We start from the raw sequence: 15,095 nt of genomic DNA on the forward strand, positions 1-15,095 counted from the left end.
GGCTAGCGTGCGTGCCACGGTTCGCGGGCCCGGCGAGAATTTGAAGACACGACCTCGGGGCCGATGCCGACCGCCGACGGGTCGCTCGTCGTCGGCGCCACGAGCGACCGCCAGTTCGCCGCCCTGTGCGCGGCGGTCGGCGTACCGGATCTCCCGGCCGACCCTAGTTCGCCGGCAACGCGGCGCGGTCGGCGCACCGCGACGAACTCACCGGGTTTGGCTCGCCGCCGCCTTTCGTACCGCTCCCTCCCACGTCGGGGAGCGCCGGCTTTGTTGGGCGGGCACACCGAGGAGATCCTTGCCGCGCTCCGGCCGCGGGATCGAGGGTCCGTAAGGCGGCGGCGAGGTCACCGGTGAAGCGGAGGACGCGGCGCCGGAACCCGCTTGTGCGGTCAGGGCGCAGCGGGCGGGCTCGCCGGCAACAGCGTCGGCACGAAGGGCAGTACGCCTTCCGACGACTCGACCACGAAGCCTCCGCATCCGTCGTCCCGCGTGGTCGACGAAGGCGAGGTCGGCGTCTGCCCGGGGAGTCCGGCCCCCGTGGTGGGCACCGGGTCGGGGGCGGTCAGGGCGGGCCCTGACGGGGGAGGCGGGGCAGGTGCGGTGAGCGTGGGCGCGGGCGGAGCGGATCCCGGCGCGCCGGCCGTGGGAGGCGGATTCGGGGGTGGCATTCCGTTGCCCACCAGCGGGTTGTGGAGTTCGTCGGCGTCCGGCGCCCGCACGGTCTCCCCGGGGCGCGGCGCGGGTTGCCTGGTGTTCCTCCGCTGCTCGATCACCACGCGGCCGTCGGGGCCGTAGGCGGTGATGTGGATGTTCTCCGCGTACGCGTAGCCGCCCGGGAGTTCCACCGGAGGCACGTAGAAGTACGACCACCCCGGCGTGCCGGGCAGGGTCACCGCCTGCGCGTCGAGTACCCGCCCGTCGAGTTCGACCCGTACGCCGGCCAGGGGCTCGGGGCCGATGTACATCCCGCCGACCAGGAGCAGCCGGCCGTCATAGCGCTCCTGCGCGTAGATGCGGTTGTCGGTCCGCGGCTTCGACAGGTCCACGACCATGCCGCAGCCCCCGCGCATGATCACGGCCCGGTCCTCGCCCATGCGGAACGTGTAGCCGTACCCGACATCGAAGCGCTCCCAGGCGGGGACCACCCGTGGCGGGGCGAGCACAGGCGCGGGCGTGGCGACGGATGGCGGGGCCACCGGCGCCGGGGCCGCTCTGCCGCCCACCCCGTCGAACACGGCGGATCCCGCCGCGATTCCGCCGACCAGCACGGCGGCCGTGGCGACCACCGCCAGCCGCCGGCGCCGGCCCCGTGCGGCACGGCCCTGGCGCAGCACCTGGGCGACCGGAGCGGGGATGGCACCTTCGCCCGGCCCGGAAGGCGCGGAGTCCGCGCCGACTTGGCGCATGGCGGCGCGCAGGAGTTCCTCGTCCGTCCGGGTCATGTTCCCACCGCCTTCACCGAGTTCGTCGTGTACCCACGGGGGGCGCCCCCGGCATCTGCGGACCTGTTCGCTTCCGTCCGGACGTTGCCGCCGATGCGGTCCTCCCGTACGGAGGCCGCGTGTTCTTCGCTCGCCGCGGCGTCGGCGTCGGCGTCGGCGCCCGTCTCAGTCCCTGGGCCTGGGCCTGCGCCTGCCGCACTTTCGTCGGGCGGCTCCTCGGGATCGCGTCCCGCGAGGACGGCCAGCGTGCCGTCCGCCCGCAACCGTGCCAACGCCCGGGTGACCTGGCCCCGTACGGTCGACGCCTTGGTGCCGAGGACCTCGGCCACCTGCGCATGGCTCATGTCCTCGAAGTAGCACAGCACCAGAACCGTCCGCTGCCGCACGGGCAGTCGCCCAAGGGCGTCGAGCAGGCTCCGCCGTACGTCGACCTGCCCGGTCCGGTCGTCGCCCGCCTGCTCGGGCGCGCCGACCCCGAGCAGTTCGCGGATCCGGCGGCGCCGCACCCGATCCGCGTTGGTGTGCACGAGTATTCGCCACACGTACGCGTCGATCTCGTTGCTGGTGCTCACCCGGTCCCACTTCACGTAGACCCGGACCAGCGCGGCCTGTGCGAGGTCTTCGGCGTCGTGGAAGTTGCCGGTGAGCAGGTACGCCGCCCGCCGCAGGCGGTCCCAACGGCTCGTCATGAAGCCCTGGAACGCGCGGTCCGCGTCGTCGCGCCGTGCCGCCCTCACGCCCGTCCTGCCAAGGCCGCCGCCGGTGCCGCCGGGAGCGCGGCCCTCCCCGCGGAACCCGGCTCGGTCACGCGCCGCTCCCCGCGCCCCGCCGCCGCACCTGAGTGCCGCCGTGCCTTCGTGCCGTTGCCCGGTGGCCCGATGCCGTGTCTCATCGTCCTGCCCGCTTTCGTCGCATGTCCGTGGCCCACAGCCGTACGGCCGCGCGTCGCGACCTCGGTGCGGCGCCGTGCGGTCGCCTGTCACCCTGTTGGACGGCAACCGGCTCCGAAAGTGCTGCCGACGGTGCGCGGGTCTTTCGGGCACGCCGGACGGAGGGCCCCCGCGGCGAAGCGACGTGGTGCGGGCGCCGGGCGGGCGCCGCGCGGGCGGCGGTCCGGATCAGTCGGCGAGCCGTGCCGGGAAACCGCCGGTCGCGATAGGGCCCCAGCGCTTGGGCGTCACTCGGATGATCGACTTGCCCTGCGTCAGCATGGCCGCCCGGTATTCGTCCCAGTCGGGGTGCTCGCCGGAGATGTTCCGGAAGTACTCCACCAGCGGTTCGACGGACTCGGGGGCGTCGATGACCTCGGCGTCACCGTCGATCTGCACCCACGGGCCGTTCCACTCGTCGGACAGCACGACCAGGCTGACCGCGGAATCGCGGCGCGCGTTGCGGGTCTTGGCCCGCTCCGGGTAGGTCGACATGACCACCCGCCCCGAGTCGTCCACCCCACAGGTCAGCGGTGACGCCTGGGGGGATCCGTCGGTACGCCGGGTGATCAGCAGCGCGCGATGCCGCGGACGGACGAACTCCAGCAGAGCCGCCAGGTCGACGGACGTATTGGTGGCGATGGGGCGGCTCATGAGGGATCGGCCTTCCGGGTGCGGAGTCGTCGGGATCCTGCCGCCAAGCAGGTTATGCCGGGCACCCCGGGCGGAGGCGTCGGCCCCTGGGCGTGTCGGCGGAGGGCAAGGCGGGGCCCGCGCTCGACGGCCGGCGTACCGGTCGCGAGCGCGGGACGTCCGAGCCGACTCCGCCGGGACCCGCCGGCCGATGTGATCGCCGGTCAGATGGTCTTGACGTTGAGGTAGTTGTACGCGCCTACGGTGAAGTCCTTGAGCACGCGCAGGGTGACGGCCGGCCCGGTCATCCAGTTGACGAAACCGGCGTGGGCGTTGGCCCCGTTGACGAAGATGGCGGGGTTGATGCCCGCTTGCAGGGCGTACCACGGGTCGACGACAAGACAGTTGGCTCCCCAGGTGGCGGGGTTGTTCAGCGCGGTGCCCGGCGTACGGCCCACGACCGTGAACACGTGGCCGCGGCCCACGACGCCGTTCGGGGTGAGGCCCACCCATTCGATCGTGGTGCCGCCGGGCACGGGGGAGTTCGTGGCGCAGAGCACGGCGATGGTCACACAGGCGAAGCCCTCGCACACCCCGAAGAAGGGTGTCTTGACGGCCTTCGCGGCGCCCCACATGAGGAATTGCTTCTCGACCTCCGCCATGGCCGGGCGCCCGTTCGGCCAGCCGAGGGCCACCTCCAGGTTGTGGGTGAGCACGGGTTTGAAGCCGTCCGGGCTCATGGTGTCCTTCATCGGCTGGATGGCCCCGCTCCCGGGGCCGGTGGGTCGGCCGATCTGGGTGACGTTCACGTTCGCCCAGGCGTTGTCGATGAACGTGCCCTGCGCGACCAGGTTCTGATAGGCGGGGACGGCCCCTCCCCGGGGCCAGACCGACGACTGCGCGATCCGGGCGTTGATGGCCGCATCGAGTGGTGCCAGAGGCAGCATGGCGTGGCGCTCCCGTCTCTCGTGGTGCGGACCGGACTCGCGGTCCTCCGCGGTCCACGTCCGTGCCAAGAGGCTAGGTACGGGCCCGCCCGCAGGCTGCCGCTATTCGTGGATCTTCGGAGTCATCGGTGCGACGAAATGGCAATCGGCCAAATTGCGGGCGTACAACGGCAAGAAGATGCAACCGGCACCCCGGAACGGTCGCCGTCCGGGCTTCGGGACACCGAGGCCACCACGTGGCAGACGTGGTGCAAGACGGCCTGCACCTCGAACCCGTCGACAGACGGCGTGCACCTCGAACCCGTCGACATCCGCATCCACCGACGTCGTCGGGCACCGCGAACCGGCCGAGAACACCACGACTTCTTCCGCACCACGATGTTCGCGCCGCGGACCCGGTTCCCCGCTCTCTCCGACGGTCTGATGCAGGCGTGGCCGGACGACATCGCGGACAACAAGGCGTCCGCGCGCTCCGGCCTGCTCGCCGTGCCGACGTGGCCGGACGAGGACGACGGCAAGGGCACGCGGACCACACAGCCTGGCGACGACGACACGGCCTCTACACGGCCGGGGCAGCAGGTGCTCAGGCAGGCCGCCGTTGCACGGCGTCGGCGATGACGGCGGTGACGAGCTTGTTGACCGCCTCCGTGGCCGACGGGCCGGAAGCGCGGTCGCGGTCGGCGAACAGGAGGTGTCCGCCGCCGACCAGGGAGAGGGTCAGCGAGTCGATGTCGGTGTCGGCCGCGATGCGGCCCCGGTCGCGCTCGTCGGCAAGGTAGGCGGAGATGGCGTTCGTCGCCTGGGCCAGGATCGCGATGCCACCCCCTGGCCTCGCCTGCCGCAGCCGTGCGCGCAACTCGTCCCGGAAGGTGACGAGCGGGATGATCGCCACCGGGACGGGGCCGAACAAGGTGGTCAGCGCGCCGGTGAGGTTGTCGGCCACCGTGCCGGTGCCGACGGACTCGCGCAGCGCGCCCGCCTGCTCCTCGAGCCGCGCGGCGCGGTCGAGTACCAGGTCGGCGAGGAAGGCGTCGAAGTCGGTGAAGTGCCGGTGCAGGACGCCTTTTGCGCAGCCCGCCTCGTCGGTGACGGCCCGGCTGGTCAACCCGTTCGGCCCGTCCCGCAGGAGCACGCGTTCGGCGGCGTCGAACAATTGCTGCCGCGCGTCGCGAAGGTGCACTCCCGTTGGCACTCACAGATCCTCTCGTACGTGTGTCCCGGCATTCTGCCCCGTTGCCCAGTGGGCATGTGCCCACTAAGGTGGGCGCATGCCCACTCTACCGCGGGGACCACGAGACCAGCCGGAACCGCCGCCGACGCAGCCGCACCAGGCCCGGCAGATGGCCGAGTCGTTCGGCGCGGACGCGCAGCGCTACGACCAGGCCCGCCCCGGCTATCCCGATACGTTGGTGGCGCGAATCGTCGCCGGCAGCCCGGGGCCCGACGTGCTCGACGTCGGCTGCGGAACGGGCATCGCGGGCCGTCAGTTCCAGGCGGTCGGCTGCGCCGTGCTCGGCGTCGAACCCGACGCGCGGATGGCCGACTTCGCGCGCGCCCGCGGCCTTCAGGTGGAGGTGGCGGCCTTTGAAGCCTGGCAGCCGGCCGGGCGTACGTTCGACGCGGTCGTCGCCGCTCAGTCCTGGCACTGGGTGGATCCGGCCGCCGGTGCCGCCAAGGCGGCGCGGGTGCTGCGTCCGGGGGGACGACTGGCGATCTTCGGGCACGTGTACGAGCCGCCCGCCGCGGTGGCCGAACCGTTCGCCGACGCCTGCCGCCGGGTGGCGCCCGACTCCCCGCTGAACGGCCAACCCGCCCGGCGTCCGCTCGGCCTCTACCAGACGGCGTACGCGAAGTTCGCCGACACGATCCGCGAGACCGGGCAGTTCGACGACGCCGAGCAGTGGCGCTTCGACTGGGAGCGGTCCTACACGCGCGACCAATGGCTCGACCTGCTGCCCACCACCGGCGGCCTCACCCGGCTCCGCCCCGACCAACTGGCCGACGTTCTGGACGCCGTCGGGAGCGCCATCGACGCCTTGGGCGGACACTTCACGATGAACTACACCACCCTGGCCACGACCGCCGTACGCATCAACACCCGCTGACCCCAGGCGAGTTGTGCCGCGCGCAACGCTGCCGGCGCGGCACGGCGTGGGGGCAGGTCGACGTCGCCGAGGTCGCCCTGTCGGGCGCGAGGTCCGCGCCGAGATCCTGTCCGTCGACTACGTGAGTCGGGTGTCGGTGGGGGACGGCAGGATCAGAGGTATGGAAACCGCACCCACTGTCGTCGTGGCCGATCGTGCCGCGTACCTCGAGGCCGTCGAGCAGGTCCGGACGGCCGCTGCCGCGTACTACGGCGACGGGACGTCCGCGTTGGACGACGACGCGTTCGACCGGCTCATGCGCGGGATCGCCGCGTACGAGGCGGCGCACCCCGAGGACCTGGTGCCGCAGTCGCCGACCGGGCTGGTCGCCGCGGGCGCGGTCCCGGACGGCGACGTGGTGCACACGGTGCCGATGCTGAGCCTGGGCAACGTGTTCGGCAAGGAGGACCTGGAGCGCTGGGGTGCGGGCCTGGCCCGCCGTCTGGGGGCTGAGCCGCGCGGGTTCCACGTGGGGCCGAAGATCGACGGGCTCGCGGTCGCCGCGTACTACACGGACGGCAAGCTCACCCGGCTCGTCACCCGCGGCAACGGCATTACCGGCGAGGACGTCTCACACGCCGCCGGCACGATCGACGGCCTGCCGGACACGCTCGCCGAGCCGGTGAGCATCGAAGTGCGCGGCGAAATCGTGCTGACGAACGAGCAGTTCGAGCAGGCAAACCGGATCCGGGCCGAGCACAACGAACCGGTGTTCTCCAACCCGCGCAATGCCGCGGCCGGCACGTTGCGGGCCACCGGCCGTGCGTACACGATCCCGCTGTCCTGCTACGCCTACACGCTGTTGCCCGCGCCGGACGCGCCCGACGACCACGGGTACGCGCAGCGCACCCACTCCGAGCTCATGGCCGCGCTCGGTGACCTGGGTTTGCGTACGGTGGCGGACACCCCCGTCGGGGCACGCACCGTCGACAGCTTGGACGCCGCCCTCGCCTACGTCGACACCGTCGCCGCGCAGCGCCGGGAACTGCCGCTGGGCATCGACGGCGTCGTCGTCAAGGCCGACCACCCCGAGGACCAGCAGGCGGCCGGCAGCGGATCGCGCGCGCCGCGCTGGGCGGTGGCGTACAAGTTCCCGGCCGTCGAGAAGACCACCCGGATCGTCGAGGTCACCTGGGCCACCGGACGCACCGGGTTCCTGGCGCCGCGCGCACAGTTGGAGCCCGTCGACATCGCCGGAGTGACCGTCGTGTTCGCGACACTGCACAGCCCCGGCATGATCACCAAGCTCGACCTGCGGATCGGCGACACGGTCACGGTACGTCGTGCGGGCGACGTGATCCCGTACGTCGTCGGCCCGGTCGTCGCGCTGCGCACCGGCGACGAGACGCCGATCGACCTGCCGGAGTGCTGCCCCGGATGCGGCGGCGGCATCGACACCACCCAGGAGCGCTGGCGCTGCGTGCAGGGCCGGGCGTGCGACCTGTCGCGGTCGGTGGAGTACGCGGTGGGCCGGGACCAACTGGACATCGAAGGCATCGGCCCGAAGATCGTCCTCCGCCTGGTCGCCGACGGCGCCGTCGCGGACATCGCCGACCTGTTCACCCTCACCCGCGAACAGCTCGTCGCCGCGACCGGCAGCGAGAAGAACGCGGACAAGATCCTCGCCAACATCGCGGCCGCGAAGGAGCGCCCGCTCAGCCGGGTCTTCTGCGCGCTCGGTGTGCGCGGCACCGGCCGGAGCATGTCACGGCGGATCGCCCGGCACTTCGGCACCATGGCCGCGATCCAGGCCGCCGACGCGGAAGGGCTCCAGCAGGTCGACGGCATCGGCCCCGAGAAGGCCGCCATGCTGCTGACCGAACTCGCCGAACTGGCCCCGGTCATCGGCAAGCTCATCGCGGCAGGCGTCAACCAGGACGAGCCCAGGCCCGCCGGCCCGGCCCAGGACCCGAACTCCGACCCGGACTCCGACCCGGACTCGGGCGCCGCCGCCGCGACGCCGCTGCCGCTGGCCGGGATGACCGTCGTGGCGACCGGCAGCATGACCGGGCCGCTGGCGGAGCTCTCGCGTACCGCCGTCAACGAACTGATCGAACGCGCGGGCGGGCGCGCGGGGTCCAGCGTCTCGAAGTCCACCGGCATGCTCGTCGCCGGAGCGAACGCCGGTTCGAAGAAGGCCAAGGCCGAATCGCTCGGCATCCCGGTCGTCACTCCCGAGGAGTTCGCCGAGACGGTCGCCGGCTACCTGGCGTGACCCGGACGCCGGCGCCGCGCGTACGGGCGGAGCAGAAGCAGCCCCGCCTCAACGCTGCGCGACGCCGGCGTTCCGGAAGCCGAAGTGCGACTCGTCCACCCCACGCAGGTCACCGGGGCCGACCACGCACGCCGTCGACCGGAAGCTCTTCATACCGAACGACGCGAGGCTCGTCGCGTCCACCCCCGACTCCGCCGCGGCGGCCGGCGCCAGGACGACGAGGACGGTACCGGCAAGGCCCACCGCAGCAATCTTCTTCATGCCTCGCAGTCTCCTCGCCCCCACCACAACGCCCCGCGCGCCGCGCCCACCCGGTTGGCCCAGGTCACCGGATTGACCGAGCCGCCGAAGTCGTCGGGGGAGGGGCCGTCGTCCCCGCGCGCGGGCGCGGGCGACGATGACGGGGGCGGCCGGGGTTTGTGCCGCGTGCGGTCAGGGTGGCTTGCCGGTGGTGCGGGGCGCTGGGAGACTTGGGCGGCCGAGCGTGCTCGGGACGGTCGCCAACCCCGCCGAGGAGTACGCCAGGTGAGCAGCGTCAGTGTTTCGGCGGACGGGCGCCCGGCGCCGCGTACTCGGGTCGCCCGTGTCGTCACCGAACTGTTCGCCCCTGCCTTCCTGGTACCCGGCGTCCTGGTGGCCGTCGGGTGGCACAGCACGCGGTCGCCGGCCGGTGTCGGATGGGGGCTGCTCGGCGCGCTGTTCTGCGGGGTCATCCCCATTGCATTCGTGCTCTACGGAGTGCGGCGCGGCTACTGGACGGACCACCACATCCGCATTCGCCGGCAGCGGGCGGTTCCGATCCTCGGTACGGCCGCCTCCGTTGTCGTCGGCCTTGCGGCGCTGCTCCGACTCGACGCCCCGCGGGACGTGGTCGCGCTGGTCGTGGCCATGCTCGCCGGGCTCGCGGTGGCCCTTGGGGTGACCGCTTTCTGGAAGATCTCCGTGCACACCGCGGTGGCCGGCGGCACCGTCACGGTGCTGGCGCTGACCTTCGGCTCGGCGGTCGCCGCGGCCGCGCCGCTGGTGGCGCTGATCGGCTGGTCGCGCGTCGAACTCCGCGACCACACCCCGATGCAGACGGTCGTGGGCGGCCTGGTCGGCGCAATGGTCGCGGCGATCGTCTTCACCTTCGCGAGGTGAGTCGGCAAGTCGATCGATGCCTGTTGGGTATGGGCCCTTGTCGATGACGGCCGCCTGCGATAGCACTGTCGCGACTGCCGGGCCCGGTGGTTCGACGACCCGGGCGAGCGGCGGCGGTTCGCCCCGCCATGCGTGTAATACACAGCAGTTCCATGGGACTTGGTGCACGTCGAACACTCAGGGAGAGTCGTGAAGACGTCGAACACGGGCACGGTCGGACGCAGAGGAGCGGCCGCCTTCGTGGCCGCGCTCGCCATCGCGCTCAGTACGTTGTTTGCCGCACCCGCCGCGCAGGCCAACCCGAACCAGCCGAACATCGGGCTGTGGTCGACCAACCACGACGGTGTCCGGTGCGCGCAGTGGGCGTACAACTCGGTCGCGGGCCAGGGGCTGGACCCGGACGGCCAGTACGGCCCGCTCACCGAGCAGGCCACCAGGAACTGGCAGCGGTTCTTCGGCCTGAGCGTCGACGGCGTCATCGGCAAGGACACCGGCCAGTCGATCATCGACATGGTGTTCTTGAAGTTCGGCACCAACAACACGTGGGCCCTGTACTGCCCGTACTACCTGCCGAGTCACCGCTCGTACTGAGGTACCGCACGCCTGCCGAGCCCTGTGGAGCGGCCTATCGGGGAAGGTGCCGCCCCACAGGGGTCGTCGGCGCGGGTCAGGCCTGTCGGCCCGCGGGTTGCTCGGCGGGGACCGCTTCGGGCACCGCATCGGGAACCGCTTCCGGCGCCGGGGCCGGGAGGTCGTCCTTGGGTGTGGCCGAGGGCGCCTTGCGGATGGCGAGGCCCAGTACGCCGACGGCTGCCGCGACGGCGATGAGGTAGGCGAACGTGCCCTGGAAGGCGGGGATGACGGCGCGGGTCTCGCCGCGGTTCTGGAGGACCAGGGCGGCGATCGCGATGCCGAACGTGCCGCCGATCTGGTTGCTCAGGTAGACGGCCGCGGTGGCGCTCGGCACCGACTCCGGTGGGACGGAGCCGAACACCGAGGACATGGCGGGTGCTCCGACGGCACCCATGCCGAGGCCGGTGACCACCGAGTAGGCGATGAGGAGTCCGGTGGCCGTGTCGCCGGAGGCGCTGGAGAAGCCGATGATCCCGAGCGCGGCCAGGGCGCCGCCGACGGGGATGACCGCGCGGGCGCCGATCCTGTCGTACAGCCGGCCGGCGATCGGCATGGCGACCCACACGCCGACGCCTTGCGGGACGAGCAGCAAGCCGGCCGCCATCACGCCCCGGTCGTGGGCGAGTTGGTAGTACAGCGGGACGAGGAACAGCAGGGAGAACAGCAGGAAGCCGGTGAGGAAGACCGCCCCGATGCCGCTCGCGAAGGTGCGGTTCGTGAACAGGCGTACGTCGACCAGGGGCGTCGTGGTGGTCCGCAGCGCGTGTGCCACGTAGCCGAGGATCAGTCCGGCGCCGACGACGAGCGCGATGACGACGTGGACGCCGGTGAACCCGTCGTCTCCCGCCGCCTGCGAGAGCCCGTACACCACCGCGGCGAATCCCGGGCACAGCAGGGCGATCCCGCGTGTGTCGAGGGGCGGCGGGTCGCCCTCGCGCGGCGGGTCGGCGGGGATCTGGCGGTACGCCAGCAGCAGCGCGACCGCGCCGATCGGCAGGTTGATCAGGAACATCCAGCGCCACGAGGCGTGTTCGAGGATGACCCCGCCGAGCACGGGACCGAGGATCGGGCCCAGGGTGACCACCGCGCCGACGATGCCGATCATCTTGCCGGCCCGGGCCGGTCCGGCCGCACGGGCGAGCATGGTGAGCAGCGTGGGTTCCAGGGCGCCCACGCCGATGCCCTGGAGCACGCGGAACGCGATGAGGCTGCCCGGGTCCCACGCGACGGCCGCGAGTGCGGAGCCGAGCAGGAAGACGGTGAGCCCGACCAGCCACACGGTCTTGCCGCCGAAGCGTTCGGCGGCCCATCCGCTGACCGGCACGGTCACGGCGATGGCCAGCAGGTAGCCGGTCGCCACCCATTCGATGGTGCCGAGCGACGTGTCGAAGTGCTCGCCGAGGGTGTCGATGCCGACGTTGACGATCGTGGTGTCGAGGAAGCCCATGACTCCGCCGAGGAGCATCACGAGCATCAGCCGCAGGAGTGGGCTGTCGATCCGGGTGTCCGTGTGCGCATCCGAGCCTGCGTCCTGGGGCGGGCCCGCGTCCTGGTCGGGGTCCGCTGGTGTGGCGGTCACATGAGCCTCCAAGTTACTGATCAATCAATTGAATTAAACTCACGAGTAAAAATTAGCAGCCGGTCTGGTAGCGTCGCAACATGGCCGAGGCGGGTACGAATACAGGTGGCGGCGCCGCGGGCGCGGACGGAACACGCGCGGCACGCGGCCGGATCGACAAGCGCCGGGCGATCCTCGCCGCGGCCGAGACGGTCTTCACGCGCGAGGGCTACACGCTCGCGAGCATCGACGCGATCGCCACCGAGGCGGGCGTGTCCAAGCCGACGATCTACAACCATCTCGGCGGCAAGGACAACCTGTTCCGCACGGTGATCATCGAGGCCGCCGCCGAGTCCCGGGACCGGATCCTCGCCGCCCTGGAGGCGTTCCCGGCCGACGGCGCCGACTTGGCCGAGCGCCTCACCGCCATCGCGCACCGCGTCGTCGAGTGCCAGGCCGGCGAGCAGGGGTGGGCGCTTCAGCGCCTGGTGTACGCCGAGGCCGCGCGTTTCCCCGACCTGTACGACACCATCCGCGCCCGCGGCACCGTACAGATCGTCGACTCCCTCGCCGGACGCCTCGCGCGTCTCGCGCACGGCGGCTATCTGGACATCGACGACCCGGTCACCGCCGCCAACCAGTTCCTCGTCCTGATCTCCGGCGATCTGCCCGCGCTGACCGCGCTGGGCACCCGCCCGGTGGACGCGGACGCCCTCGACCACGCGGTCACCGCCGGGGTCACGACCTTCCTCCGCGCCTTCACGTCGCGGCCTCAGAGTGTGCGGGGGACGGCGGCCAAGAGCTCGCGCGTGTAGGAGTGGCCGGGTTCGGTGAAGATGGCCTCGCTCTCCCCGCTCTCCACGACGCGCCCGTCCTTCATGACCAGGACGCGGTCGCTGATGTGGCGGATCACGCCCAGGTCGTGCGAGATGAACAGCAGCGCGACGCCCAGTTCGGCACGGATGTCCGCGAGCAGGTCGAGGATCTGGGCCTGTACGGAGACGTCCAGCGCCGACACCGGTTCGTCGCAGATGACCAGGTCGGGTGACGACGCCAACGCCCTGGCGATGGCCACCCGTTGGCGTTGGCCGCCGGACAGCTCGCGGGGACGGCGGGGGAGGAGCGTGGGGGACAGCCCCACAAGGTCGAGGAGTTCGGCCACCCGGTTGTCCCGGGACTTCCGGGCGCCCCACATCCCAAACGCGCGCTCGGCCGGCTGAGGTGCCGCAGCTTCGGCTCCGGCACCCCCGCGGTGGGTCGCCGTGCCGCCGGCCGCGGCCACCGCCTCGCCGACGATCCTCCGTACCGTGTAGCGCGGGTCGAACGACCCCAGCGGATCTTGCTGCACAGTCTGCATGCGCGGCCGCCGTGCACGCCGCTCCCGCTCGGTGGCCCCGCTCCACGGCTTCCCGGCGAATTCGACGGACCCCGTGTCGGGTTCGGTGAGCCCGAGGGCGATCCGGGCCACCGTCGTCTTGCCGGACCCGGACTCGCCCACCACGCCCAGTGCTTCGCCGGGGCCGATGGTGAACGACACGTCGCGGACCGCGTCGTGCCACGAGCCGTCGGGCGACCGGAACCGTTTGCCGACGGAACGTACGTCGAGCAGCGGGACGCCCGCCTCTGCCGATCCGCCCTTCGGCGCGCCGCCGGTGAAGGCCCGCAGTACGGCCTGCCTGCCCTCGGTCGTCGGCGACAACCGGGTGCCCTTCGCATGCGCGGAGGGCACCGCCGCGAGGAGCGCCTTGGTGTAGGCGTGCTCGGGATGACCCAACACCCTTTCGGTCGCGCCCTGTTCCACGATCTCACCGTCGCGCATGACCGCGATCCGGTCCGCGAGCCGGGCGACCGCGACCAGGTCGTGGCTGATCAGCAGAACCGCCGTACCCTCGTCACGCAGGCGACCCAGGAGGGTCAGGATCTGGGCTTGGACGGTCACGTCCAGAGCCGTCGTCGGCTCGTCCGCGACGACGAGCTCGGGTGTGCCGGCCAGTGCGGAGGCGATGAGGGCACGTTGCCGCAAGCCCCCGGAGAGCTGGTGCGGATACTGCCGGGCACGGCGCTCCGGATCGGGGATGCCGCTCTGCGCGAGGAGTTCGAGCACACGTGTCTTCGTTCCCGACCGGGGCACCACGCGGTGCACGCGCAGCGGCTCGGCGACCTCGGCGCCGACCGTACGCAGCGGATCGAGCGAGACGAGCGCGTCCTGCAGCACCAGGCCGATGCGCCGCCCGCGGATCCCGCGCCACGCGGACTCGCGTAGGCCGGTCAAATCCGTTCCCCCGAAGTTCAGTTCACCGGCCGAGACGCTCGCCCGGGCCCCAACCAGGCCCACGAGGGCGCGCGCGGTGACGCTCTTGCCGGACCCGGACTCGCCGACGATGGCCAGGCATTCGCCGCGGGAGACGGCGAAGGAGATGCCGCGCACGGCATGGACCTGCGTACGTCGTCCCGGGAAGACGACATCGAGGCCGGACACGGTGACCAGGGGACCGGTGGTTTCGTCGGCGGCAACCTTGTCCGTGCTCCCGGTCGTGCGCTCGGCGGAGTTCCCGGCGGCGGCGTTCTCGATGGTGCTCTCGGCGGTGGTCATCGCGGCGTACCTCCGTGGAAGCGGACCCGCGCGCGGTGCCCGGCGACGTTGACCGCGATCACCGCGACGGTGACCGCGGCTCCCGGGAACACGCCGATCCACCACGCCGTGTCCAGGAAGTTGCGGCCCTCGGAGAGCATCGCGCCCCATTCGGGGGACGGCGGTTGCGCGCCGAGACCGAGGAAGCTGAGCCCCGAGGCGTTGATCAGTGCGGTGCCGAACCCGATGGTGCCCATCACCAGGAGCGGCCCGACGGTGTTCGGCAGCACGTGCCGGACCACCACCGTGCGGCGGGGCAGGCCCAGGACGGCGGCCGCCTCGACGTACCCGGCCCCGCGGACGACCAGTGCCTCGGCGCGGACGAGGCGCGCGTAGCCGGGAGCGGCCGCCAGCGCGACGGCGATCATCACGTTGGTCGTGCCGGTCCCCAGGACGGTGACGATCAGCAGGGCGAGCAGCAGTTCCGGAAGGGCCAGCAGGACGTCGGCGGCGCGCATCAGGAGGTTGTCGGCGACGCGCCCGCCGAGCGCCGCGGCCAGGCCCAGGACCATGCCGCTCACGACGGCGAACGCCGTCGCCCCGAGTCCGATCAACAGGGACGTCCGGGCGCCGAAGACGACGCGCGTGTAGGTGTCGCGACCCAGTTGATCGGTGCCGAACCAGTTTTCGCCACTGGGAGCTTGCAGCGCGTTGACCGGATCGGTCGCAGTCGGGGAGGTGTCGGTGAACAGCCCGGGGAACAGCGCCGCGGCGAGGAGGAGCACCAGCAGCGCCGCCGCGAGGAACGCCCCCGGACGTGCCCGCCGGATCCTGAACCGCACCGCCGGTACGGCGGATTCGGCCGCGGTCGCGGCCACG

The 15,095-nt window shown here is 72.1% G+C and carries 16 protein-coding genes; 7 read left to right on the forward strand and 9 right to left on the reverse strand.

The window, feature by feature from the left end; all coding sequences use genetic code 11:
• Nucleotides 1-63: 63 nt before the first annotated feature.
• Entirely contained in the window at nucleotides 64-357 is a 294-nt protein-coding gene (locus AB0C36_RS29375) for a CoA transferase (RefSeq protein WP_358359765.1), read from the forward strand.
• A gap of 35 nt (nucleotides 358-392) precedes the next feature.
• On the opposite strand, the gene AB0C36_RS29380 is transcribed toward AB0C36_RS29375, so the two are convergent.
• The 4 genes from AB0C36_RS29380 to AB0C36_RS29395 form a co-directional block, all read right to left on the reverse strand.
• A complete protein-coding gene (locus tag AB0C36_RS29380; RefSeq protein WP_358359768.1) occupies nucleotides 393-1,445 on the reverse strand; it encodes a hypothetical protein in 1,053 nt (350 codons plus the stop codon).
• Entirely contained in the window at nucleotides 1,442-2,182 is a 741-nt protein-coding gene (locus AB0C36_RS29385) for a SigE family RNA polymerase sigma factor (RefSeq protein ID WP_358359770.1), read from the reverse strand. Before AB0C36_RS29385 ends, AB0C36_RS29380 begins: the two co-directional genes overlap by 4 nt.
• A 381-nt stretch (nucleotides 2,183-2,563) precedes the next feature.
• A complete protein-coding gene (locus AB0C36_RS29390; RefSeq protein ID WP_358359772.1) occupies nucleotides 2,564-3,028 on the reverse strand; it encodes a PPOX class F420-dependent oxidoreductase in 465 nt (154 codons plus the stop codon).
• 203 nt (nucleotides 3,029-3,231) lie between these two features.
• On the reverse strand, nucleotides 3,232-3,954 hold the full coding sequence (locus AB0C36_RS29395; RefSeq protein WP_358359775.1) for a hypothetical protein: 723 nt from the start codon (nucleotides 3,952-3,954) through the stop codon (nucleotides 3,232-3,234).
• Nucleotides 3,955-4,242: 288 nt separating this feature from the next.
• Between AB0C36_RS29395 and AB0C36_RS29400 the strand changes: the two genes are divergently transcribed.
• Nucleotides 4,243-4,572, forward strand: a complete 330-nt coding sequence (locus AB0C36_RS29400) for a hypothetical protein (RefSeq protein ID WP_358359778.1) — start codon at nucleotides 4,243-4,245, stop codon at nucleotides 4,570-4,572.
• Here the strand turns inward: AB0C36_RS29400 and AB0C36_RS29405 are convergent.
• On the reverse strand, nucleotides 4,538-5,146 hold the full coding sequence (locus tag AB0C36_RS29405; RefSeq protein ID WP_358359781.1) for a TetR/AcrR family transcriptional regulator: 609 nt from the start codon (nucleotides 5,144-5,146) through the stop codon (nucleotides 4,538-4,540). The genes AB0C36_RS29400 and AB0C36_RS29405 overlap by 35 nt on opposite strands.
• 76 nt (nucleotides 5,147-5,222) lie before the next feature.
• Here AB0C36_RS29405 and AB0C36_RS29410 point away from each other — a divergent pair, with 76 nt between their 5' ends.
• Nucleotides 5,223-6,059: a class I SAM-dependent methyltransferase gene (locus tag AB0C36_RS29410; protein WP_358359783.1), complete on the forward strand. Its 837-nt coding sequence runs from the start codon at nucleotides 5,223-5,225 to the stop codon at nucleotides 6,057-6,059.
• Between the two features lie 160 nt (nucleotides 6,060-6,219).
• Nucleotides 6,220-8,313, forward strand: coding sequence for an NAD-dependent DNA ligase LigA (gene ligA, locus AB0C36_RS29415; protein WP_358359786.1), 2,094 nt, complete (start codon nucleotides 6,220-6,222; stop codon nucleotides 8,311-8,313).
• Between the two features lie 48 nt (nucleotides 8,314-8,361).
• On the opposite strand, the gene AB0C36_RS29420 is transcribed toward ligA, so the two are convergent.
• Nucleotides 8,362-8,574 carry a hypothetical protein gene (locus tag AB0C36_RS29420; protein ID WP_358359788.1) on the reverse strand — a complete coding sequence of 71 codons (213 nt, stop codon included), beginning with the start codon at nucleotides 8,572-8,574 and terminating at the stop codon, nucleotides 8,362-8,364.
• Between the two features lie 264 nt (nucleotides 8,575-8,838).
• On the opposite strand from AB0C36_RS29420, the gene AB0C36_RS29425 reads away from it, so the two are divergent.
• Together AB0C36_RS29425 and AB0C36_RS29430 are read left to right on the forward strand one after the other, a co-directional pair.
• Complete coding sequence (locus tag AB0C36_RS29425; protein WP_358359791.1) at nucleotides 8,839-9,453, forward strand: phosphatase PAP2 family protein; 615 nt, start codon at nucleotides 8,839-8,841, stop codon at nucleotides 9,451-9,453.
• A gap of 189 nt (nucleotides 9,454-9,642) precedes the next feature.
• Nucleotides 9,643-10,044: a peptidoglycan-binding domain-containing protein gene (locus AB0C36_RS29430; protein ID WP_358359794.1), complete on the forward strand. Its 402-nt coding sequence runs from the start codon at nucleotides 9,643-9,645 to the stop codon at nucleotides 10,042-10,044.
• 76 nt (nucleotides 10,045-10,120) lie between these two features.
• On the opposite strand, the gene AB0C36_RS29435 is transcribed toward AB0C36_RS29430, so the two are convergent.
• Nucleotides 10,121-11,665: a DHA2 family efflux MFS transporter permease subunit gene (locus AB0C36_RS29435; RefSeq protein WP_358359797.1), complete on the reverse strand. Its 1,545-nt coding sequence runs from the start codon at nucleotides 11,663-11,665 to the stop codon at nucleotides 10,121-10,123.
• An 80-nt stretch (nucleotides 11,666-11,745) separates the two neighbouring features.
• On the opposite strand from AB0C36_RS29435, the gene AB0C36_RS29440 reads away from it, so the two are divergent.
• The gene (locus tag AB0C36_RS29440) at nucleotides 11,746-12,459 is read left to right on the forward strand and encodes a TetR/AcrR family transcriptional regulator (RefSeq protein WP_358359800.1); all 714 of its coding nucleotides are present in this window, start codon (nucleotides 11,746-11,748) and stop codon (nucleotides 12,457-12,459) included.
• On the opposite strand, the gene AB0C36_RS29445 is transcribed toward AB0C36_RS29440, so the two are convergent.
• Together AB0C36_RS29445 and AB0C36_RS29450 are read right to left on the reverse strand one after the other, a co-directional pair.
• Nucleotides 12,417-14,237, reverse strand: a complete 1,821-nt coding sequence (locus AB0C36_RS29445) for a dipeptide ABC transporter ATP-binding protein (RefSeq protein ID WP_358359802.1) — start codon at nucleotides 14,235-14,237, stop codon at nucleotides 12,417-12,419. The two genes, AB0C36_RS29440 and AB0C36_RS29445, sit on opposite strands and share 43 nt — an antisense overlap.
• Nucleotides 14,234-15,094 (reverse strand): ABC transporter permease, encoded by an 861-nt coding sequence (locus tag AB0C36_RS29450; protein WP_358359804.1) that lies wholly within the window; start codon nucleotides 15,092-15,094, stop codon nucleotides 14,234-14,236. The genes AB0C36_RS29445 and AB0C36_RS29450 overlap by 4 nt, the downstream gene beginning before the upstream one ends.
• Nucleotide 15,095: the final 1 nt, after the last annotated feature.

This window comes from Streptodolium elevatio (genome assembly GCF_040649515.1).
Lineage (GTDB): Bacteria > Actinomycetota > Actinomycetes > Streptomycetales > Streptomycetaceae > Yinghuangia > Yinghuangia elevatio.